The sequence below is a fragment of the Nocardia exalbida NBRC 100660 genome (assembly GCF_000308575.1).
GTDB classification, from domain to species: domain Bacteria; phylum Actinomycetota; class Actinomycetes; order Mycobacteriales; family Mycobacteriaceae; genus Nocardia; species Nocardia exalbida.
The window spans coordinates 1-7,947 of record NZ_BAFZ01000087.1 but is presented as its reverse complement, the minus strand read 5'-3'; the positions used below and the strand labels follow the sequence as shown (position 1 = coordinate 7,947).

Genomic DNA, 7,947 nt, shown 5'->3' with positions numbered 1-7,947 from the left:
GGCCGCGGCGGTGGCGCTGTGCCTGGACGAGCGGGTCGGGCCCGGCGGCGAGTGGGAACAGCCGTATCTCGCATGGAAGCGATCGCGCATTCGCAAGGTGGCCCGGCGGGCGCGCGGCGCTCAGTGGCAGGCGACCTGCGCGGTACCGGGCGTCACCGTCGAGATCGACGGCGCGCAGGCGCGCGCCTTGGTCCCCGGACCGGTGGGCGAGGTCGATCCGCGGATCAAGCGTCTGCAAATCGGCGGCACCGATCTCGAGCACGACGCTCCCGGGCCGCCCGATCCGCTCCTGCCGGTGCTGTGGGTGAACGCCGCGCTCGGCATGACGCTGGGCAAGTCGGCCGCGCAGGTGGGTCACGCGAGCATGCTGCTGGCCGGTGCGCTGCCGGTCGAGCACGCGCTGCGCTGGGCGGAACTGGGCTTCAGGTGCGCGGTGCGCGAAGCCGACCCGCCGCGCTGGGCGTCGCTGGCCGGACAAGTGGCCGAGGGTGGTGCGGTCGCCGTGCGCGACGCCGGATTCACCGAAGTGGCGCCCGGCTCGATGACGGTGATCGCGGTGCCCGCCCGCTCCTGGTGAAACCGCCTGCGGCGACCCCGTCGTTGGCGTGTCGGTGCGGCGGCCGACGCGGCCGTGACGGCGGTGTTCCGGCGTGGATCCGACCGACCGGCTCGGTTTTCCCTCCCCGCGTTGGCAAGTGTCCCCTCAGGTGGGCCAAGATGGAGCGCGTGCCGCAACCGGATCCCGATCTGCTCATCGATTTCACCGACGTGACCGTCCGCCGCTCGGGCCATACTCTCGTCGGTCCGGTCACCTGGCAGGTCGAACTCGACGAACGCTGGGTCGTCCTCGGCCCCAACGGCGCGGGCAAGACCTCGCTGCTGCGGATGGCCGCCGCCGAGATGCACCCCACGGCGGGCGTCGCCCATCTGCTCGGGGAGCGGATCGGAAAGGTGGACATCAACGAGTTGCGCCCGCGCATCGGCCTGTCCTCGGCCGCGGTGGCCAGCCGGGTTCCGATCGATGAGAAGGTCAGCGACCTGGTGGTGTCCGCGGGCTACGCGGTGCTCGGCCGCTGGCGGGAGCGCTACGACGAGATGGACACCGACCGCGCCATCGACATGCTGGAAAGCCTCGGGGCCGAACATCTCTCGGACCGCACCTACGGCACGCTGTCGGAGGGCGAGCGTAAACGGGTGCTCATCGCCCGCGCGCTGATGACCGATCCCGAACTGCTGCTGCTCGACGAACCGGCGGCGGGCCTTGACCTGGGCGGGCGCGAGGAACTGGTGGAGCGGCTCGGCGATCTCGCCGCCGACCCGGACGCCCCCGCGATCGTGCTCGTCACCCATCACGTGGAGGAGATTCCCCCCGGCTTCACCCACGGCCTGCTGCTCAACGAGGGCGAAGTGGTCGCGCAGGGACTGCTGTCCGACGTGCTCACCTCGGAGAACCTCAGCGACGCCTTCCGTCAATCGATCGCGCTGGATCGAGTCGACGGACGGTACTTCGCGCGCCGCTCGCGCCGCGCGGGCCGGCACCGCACCCGCTGACTCGGACGGTGTCCGTCGCTCACCGAGCGCGCGTTAGGGTGCAGGGGTGAGTGAGAAAGAACCGCAGGCAGACTCTCAGCAACCGATCAAAGACGCGTCGACGGTGATGCTGGTGCGCGACGGCGCCGAGGGGCCCGAGATCTTCCTGCAGCGCCGGGTCGGCGCCATGGCGTTCGCCGCGGGCATGACCGTGTTCCCCGGCGGCGGCGTCGACCCGTCCGACGGGACCGCGGACATCGCCTGGTCCGGGCCCGAGCCCGCGTGGTGGGCCGAGCGGTTCGCCACCACCGAGACCAGGGCCAAGGCGCTGGTCTGCGCGGCCGTCCGGGAGACGTTCGAGGAGTGCGGCGTGCTGCTGGCAGGCCCGACCGCCGACAGCGTCGTTTCCGACACCACCGGTTACCGGGACGCGCGCGGCAGGCTGGAACGCAGGGAACTGTCGCTGGCGTCCTTCCTCGCCGAGGAGGAACTCGTCCTGCGCGCCGATCTGCTACGGCCGTGGGCGAACTGGATCACCCCGGTCATCGAGCCGCGCCGCTACGACACCCGGTTCTTCGTCGCCATCCTCCCGGAGGGGCAGCTCGCCGACGGCGCCACGTCCGAGGCGGCGGAGGTGCGGTGGAGCACCCCCGCCGAAGCGCTGGCGCGCTGGCGTTCCGGCGCCGACGTGCTGCTGCCGCCGACCTGGACACAACTGGTCGAACTCGGCGAATTCCACTCCACCGCCGACATCCTGGCAGCGCATCGGGCGATCGATCCGATCCTTCCGGTGCTGGCCGATTCGGACGGCAGGCAGCTGCTCTCCTTCCCGGACAACCACCGCTACTTCGCCGATCTCCCCGACGCCGGTCGCCTGAAGGGTTCCGTGCGGCCCTGACGGGCAAGTCGGGCGTCGGGCCTGACCGCCGGTGCCGGTGCGTACCCGGTAGCGTGGCCTGCCATGGCCGAATTCGTGACCCTGGAGCTGCCCGAGGGCGATGCCGCGCGCGGCGTGGCCGTCCTGCGGTTCGCCCGCCCGCCGATGAATCTGCTGAACGCGCAGCTGGTGCGGGAACTGGCCGAGGCGGCCGACGCCCTCGCCGCCGACCCGGGCGTTGCCGCGGTGGTCGTGTACGGCGACGAACGCGTGTTCTCCGCGGGCGACGATGTGGCCGAATTGTTCGGTCTCGGCAGTGACCAGGCCGCCGCCATGGCGGCCGACTTGCAGCAGGACCTCGGTTGCCTGGCCCGGATCCCGCAGCCCACGGTCGCGGCTGTCAGCGGTTACTGCCTCGGCGGTGGGCTGGAGCTGGCCCTGGGCGCGGACCGCCGCGTCATCGGTGACAACGTCAAGCTGGGCCTGCCGCAGATCAAGACGGGCTTGATCCCGCTCGCGGGCATCCGTCGCCTCGCCCTGCTGATCGGACCGGGCCCGGCCAAGGACCTCGTCTACACCGGTCGTTTCGTCGAGGCGGACGAGGCGAAGGCGCTCGGCCTCGTCGACGAGGTCGTCGCGCCGGACGACGTGTACACCGCCGCGATGCGATGGGCACGCCAGTTCACCGGCGGTCCCGCCCGCGCGCTGGCCGCCGCCAAAGCGGTCTTCGAAGCGGGTCCGCACGGCCTCGATCGCGCCCGTGGCGAGTGGTCGTCCCTGTTCACGACGGAAGATCGCCTGATAGGAACAGGTTCCTATCTGACCGACGGTCCGGGGTCGGCGGAATTCGTGGGGCGATAGCAGGCGTCAACTGCGGATTTGGGTAGGCTTGCCGACCATGACGGTACGTCCCGACGACCCCGCGCCGAACCCGCACGCCACCGAGGCAGAGGTCGAAGCAGCGCTCAAGGATACGAAGCTGGCCCAGGTTCTCTACCACGACTGGGAAGCCGAGACCTACGACGACAAATGGTCCATCTCCTATGACGAGCGCTGTATCGAGTACGCGCGCGGCCGGTTCGACCTGGCCGTGGGTTCCGCGCCACTGCCCTACGGCAAGGCGCTGGAACTGGGCTGCGGTACCGGCTTCTTCCTGCTGAACCTGATGCAGGCGGGCGTGGCGAAGTCCGGCTCGGTCACCGACCTGTCGCCGGGCATGGTCAAGGTCGCGCTGCGCAACGCGCAGCACCTCGGTCTCGACGTGGACGGCCGGGTCGCCGACGCGGAGACCATCCCCTACGACGACGACACCTTCGATCTGGTGGTCGGCCACGCGGTGCTGCACCACATCCCCGACGTCGAGCTGGCGCTCAAGGAATGCCTGCGCGTGCTCAAGCCGGGCGGCCGCTTCGTGTTCGCCGGTGAGCCGACCACGGTCGGCAACTTCTACGCGCGCTGGCTGGGCCGGATCACCTGGAAGGCCACCACCACGGTCACCAAGCTGCCGATGCTCAGCGACTGGCGGCGTCCGCAGGAGGAGCTGGACGAGTCCTCGCGCGCGGCCGCCCTGGAGGCGGTCGTCGACCTGCACACCTTCGATCCGCGCGCCCTGGAGGCGATGGCCCGCTCGGCGGGCGCCGTCGAGGTGGCCGCCAAGACCGAGGAATTCGCGGCCGCGCTGTGGGGCTGGCCGGTGCGCACCTTCGAGGCGGCCGTGCCCGCCGAGAAACTCACCTGGCGCTACCGGATGGCGATGTACCGCGCCTGGCTGGGGTTGAGCTGGGTGGACGAGAACGTCATGCGCCGTGTGGTGCCGCGCCAGTTCTTCTACAACGCCATGATCACCGGCGTGAAGCCGAGCTCCGCCGGAAAGTAGTGGGCCGCGCCACCTCTCGCGTCCGCATCGCCGACCTGGGCGGCGACCATGCTGCCCAGGCGCGTCGGCCCGCGTCGCCGCGCCGGAACCCGGAGCTGGAGCGCCACCGAAACGGTGACCGGACCGAGGCTCACGGGATCGCCACAGAAGTTCGGCAACAGGCCGCCGTCGCGATCACCCGCACCGGCACCCCGAGCCGGGCCGTCGCGGCAGCTCGGACGGTCCCGACACCCGGACTCGGGCTGGTCGGCACGATGCGGATAACTACGAGGGCTCGGTAGTGGGCTACCGCTTCACCCGTGACGATGTCGGGTACCTCGGGAGCGCGATCGGCCGGGACGCGCTGGCCGAAGCGGATCGGCTGGCGCTCACCCCGGCGACGCACCTGCGGGATCTGGAGTTCGTGCGTCGCGCGCACGGCGACCGGGCCGCGGCCCTGATCGAGACCGTGCGATTGCGGCGCAGAGCCGCCGCGAAACTCCTCGACGCCGGGCAGTGGCTCTTCACCGACGACGCGCTGCAGCAGGCCACCCCGACGCTCGTGGCACGGCAGCGGGCCACCCGGCTGGCCGGGCGGACGGTGCACGACGTCACCTGCTCGATCGGAGCCGAACTCGTCGAGCTGGCCCGGGTGTGCCCGGCGGTGCTCGGCAGCGATCTGGACGAGGTGCGGCTGGCGATCGCCGCGCACAACCTGGGGTCCCACCGGCTCGGAGCGGGGGAGCGGGACGCTCTCACGTCCGCCGCCTGCCCCTCGGAGCTGACCCGGAATGTGATGCTGATCAGGGCGGATGCGCTGCGCCCGAGCAGTCGCGACACCGTGATCATCGCCGACCCGGCCCGGCGCGCCGACGGCCGCCGCACGCACGACCCGGCCAAACTCCAACCGCCGCTGCCGGATCTTCTCGCGGCCTACGCCGCCCGTGATATCGCCGTGAAATGCGCACCCGGTCTGGACTTCGACCGGCTCGACTGGTCCGGTGAGGTCGAGGTGGTCTCGCTCGACGGCTCGGTGCGTGAGGCGTGCCTGTGGTCGCCGGGGCTCACCGAGGCCGGAGTAACCCGTCGCGCGAGGGTGCTCTCGTCCAAGGGCGGCGGGTGGACCATCACCGATGCCGAATCCGACGTCATCGAGGAGCGCCCGCCGGGGCAGTGGATCATCGATCCGGACGGCGCCGTCGTGCGTGCCGGACTCGTCCGTCATTACGCCGCGAAACACGGCTTGTGGCAACTGGATCCGCGCATCGCCTATCTCACCGGCGACACCGTCCCCGAGGGGGTGCGTGGCTTCCGCATCCTCGACCGCATGGACTTCCGCGAGAAATCCCTCCGCGCCGAACTCCATCGCCGCGACTGCGGCCCTCTCGAAATCCGCACGCGAGGGGTGGACATCGACCCCGATGCGCTCCGTTCGCGCCTCAAACTCCGTGGCACTCGACCGCACACGCTGGTGATCACACGAATCGGCCGCGCCGCGACGGTCTTTCTCTGTTCCACCCCGTGACGATCCGGCTGCGTCGCTCGCTACGCCGGGAGTTTCGCGACGACGAGTCTCGCTGCGGCAGCCCACCGTTGGTCTGTCGGCGGTGCGGACAGATTGCTGCCGACGAGAAAGACGCGGACGACGAACCGGTCGGTGAGACCCAAGCCTGCGGGAAATCGGGCTTCGCTTCGATGAGGACCGATCGCCCGATCCCCGGGAGTTCGCGCGTTTTCGCACTCTTCAGCCGCGCGATGGTCGCCTCGGTCACCGAACCCTGTTGCGGCCGCATCACTTTGATCGATGCGGTGAAGGACAGAATCCCACCGGCGGTGAGGTAGTAGGTGCAGCTTCGGCCGTAGGAACCGTCGTCGCGCTTGGTCTTGGTGTCGATCCCATCAGCCATTCGCGGTCCAGGTCAGCCGGAGACCCGTACGGCCTATGAGCGGGGGTGAGAGAACCGGTGGTGCCTACTTCTCCGGCGCGAACGCGAAGATCTCGCCGATGCGGGTGGCGACCACGACCTCGCCCTTCGCGCCGACCGAGGTGCCGGTGGTGGTGCCCTTCGCGCCCGGCAGCACATCGGAGTCGAGGGTGGCCCCGGTCTGCGTGTCGAAGGTGACGAGGTTCAGGCCGTCGCCGATCGCCGCGACGGCGTAGCCGGTGTCGCCCTCGGTCTGCGCCGCGGAGCCGCGCAGCGCCAGATCCTTGCGCTCCCAGACGGTTTCCACCGCGTCGCCGTTGTCACGCAGCCCGAGCAGGTAGCCGTCGTCGCCGGAGGGGATGATCAGGCCGTCCTCCGACACCGAGATGCCCCCGCGCGGCGTCCAGTCCAGCCGGTGGACCCACTTGGTTCGCCCGTCGGCGGTGTCCAGGGCGATCAGGCGGTTGGTGTTGTCGCCCACGTAGAGGGTGGTGCCGTCGGCGGACAGGGCCGGGCTGGTCGCGCTGCCGCCGAGCAGCAGTTCGGCGCTCCACTCCCGCACGAGCTTCTCGCCGGTGTAGCGCACCGCGACCACGGCCGCCGCGGGCCGCCCCGGCTGCCAGACCGTCGCGTAGAAGCGGCCACTGTCGGCGTCGACGGCGGAGATGGTCGCGACGGGGCACTGCGGCCCGCCGGTGGCGCACTCGTCCAAGCCCTGGCTCGCGTCAGGCCAGCTGAGGCCCGCGTGCACGAGGAAGTCCGGTTCGCCGAGCAACTGCACGGTCGGCACCGTCCGGTCGCCTGTCTGCCTGGACAGGACGTCGACCTGGCCGGATCGCGTGACGGTCAGCAGCTTTCCGTCACCGGTGAACTGCACCGAGGCCGGTGTACCCGCGACGGGCGTGGCCCACCGTGGCTGCCCCAGGTAGTTGAACGAGATCACCCGGCTGTCGTCGCCGACGTAGACGTTGCTCATCCCGTCGACCGACGAGGGCGCGGTGATCGCACTCGGGCCCAGGGCGTTGCAGAACCGCTTGCGGCCGGTGGCCATCTGGAAGGAGAAGATCGAGCAGTTCTGCAGGCGGGTGGTGACGAACAGCTGGCTGTCGGGACCCAGCGTGATCGGCTGGGCGATCGGGCCGCCGACCGGCCGCTGCCAACTCAGCTCGAGCTCCCGCGATCCGGTGACCGGGCCGGTGCCGCTGTTGCGGCCGTCGTGATAGGCGGCGGTCCAGCCCTTGCCGGTGCCGACGGTGATGTCGTCGTAATCGGTGCCGCACCCGGCCAATGCCAGCGCGCCGATCGCGGCCAGCGCGGCCGCGGCACGTTTCCGGGACGGTCGCCACATGGAAGTAGCCAGTACGCCGCCGCTTCGCACCTGCCGCACTCCTGTCGTCGTTGGCGTTCGCCGTCGCCGTCTCCGGCGCACGAGTCACTGTACGGGAGGCCCGCGCGCGGGTGAACGCGTCCCGGCGTTCTCGTCGCGGGTGCTCGTCGTGGTGCTCACCGCGGGCGATAGGCTCTATCCGTCGCCGCCGAGGCGCGCGACGGCCGGTAGGACCACGACAGGAGAACCGTTCGTGACGAGCATGTGGGGCGCACCGTTGCGCTCGCGCTGGCGGGGATCGCGCCGCCGGGATCCGCAGCAGGCGCGTTTTCTGACGCCGGCGTCGTTGCGCTGGGTGCTCGCGAACCGGGCGTACACGCCCTGGGTATCTGGTGCGCTACTACCGGCTGTTGAAGTTCCGCCTGGCGAATCC

Annotated in this window: 8 protein-coding genes and 1 pseudogene; 8 read left to right on the top strand and 1 reads right to left on the bottom strand. The window is 70.8% G+C overall.

Going from position 1 to position 7,947, the window contains the following annotated elements:
• From ON29_RS20750 to ON29_RS36475, 7 genes are all read left to right on the top strand, one after another.
• Positions 1–577, top strand: a 577-nt coding sequence (locus ON29_RS20750) for a peptidyl-tRNA hydrolase (protein WP_040868649.1), incomplete at its 5' end; no start/stop codon positions are given.
• A 140-nt stretch (positions 578–717) separates the two neighbouring features.
• Positions 718–1,551 carry an ABC transporter ATP-binding protein gene (locus ON29_RS20745; RefSeq protein WP_040868647.1) on the top strand — a complete coding sequence of 278 codons (834 nt, stop codon included), beginning with the start codon at positions 718–720 and terminating at the stop codon, positions 1,549–1,551.
• Positions 1,552–1,657: 106 nt separating this feature from the next.
• A complete protein-coding gene (locus ON29_RS20740) occupies positions 1,658–2,428 on the top strand; it encodes an NUDIX hydrolase (protein ID WP_169332594.1) in 771 nt (256 codons plus the stop codon).
• Positions 2,429–2,491: 63 nt separating this feature from the next.
• Entirely contained in the window at positions 2,492–3,268 is a 777-nt protein-coding gene (locus ON29_RS20735) for an enoyl-CoA hydratase-related protein (RefSeq protein ID WP_040868644.1), read from the top strand.
• Positions 3,269–3,305: 37 nt separating this feature from the next.
• Positions 3,306–4,283, top strand: a complete 978-nt coding sequence (locus ON29_RS20730) for a class I SAM-dependent methyltransferase (RefSeq protein WP_040868643.1) — start codon at positions 3,306–3,308, stop codon at positions 4,281–4,283.
• A gap of 280 nt (positions 4,284–4,563) precedes the next feature.
• Positions 4,564–5,787: a class I SAM-dependent methyltransferase gene (locus ON29_RS20720; RefSeq protein WP_040868640.1), complete on the top strand. Its 1,224-nt coding sequence runs from the start codon at positions 4,564–4,566 to the stop codon at positions 5,785–5,787.
• Positions 5,784–6,104 (top strand): hypothetical protein, encoded by a 321-nt coding sequence (locus ON29_RS36475; protein ID WP_169332593.1) that lies wholly within the window; start codon positions 5,784–5,786, stop codon positions 6,102–6,104. Before ON29_RS20720 ends, ON29_RS36475 begins: the two co-directional genes overlap by 4 nt.
• A 129-nt stretch (positions 6,105–6,233) precedes the next feature.
• Here the strand turns inward: ON29_RS36475 and ON29_RS20710 are convergent, their stop codons facing one another.
• Complete coding sequence (locus ON29_RS20710; protein ID WP_040868636.1) at positions 6,234–7,535, bottom strand: outer membrane protein assembly factor BamB family protein; 1,302 nt, start codon at positions 7,533–7,535, stop codon at positions 6,234–6,236.
• Between the two features lie 241 nt (positions 7,536–7,776).
• Here ON29_RS20710 and ON29_RS37185 point away from each other — a divergent pair.
• Positions 7,777–7,947: pseudogene (locus ON29_RS37185) on the top strand (acyltransferase); the annotation flags it as partial.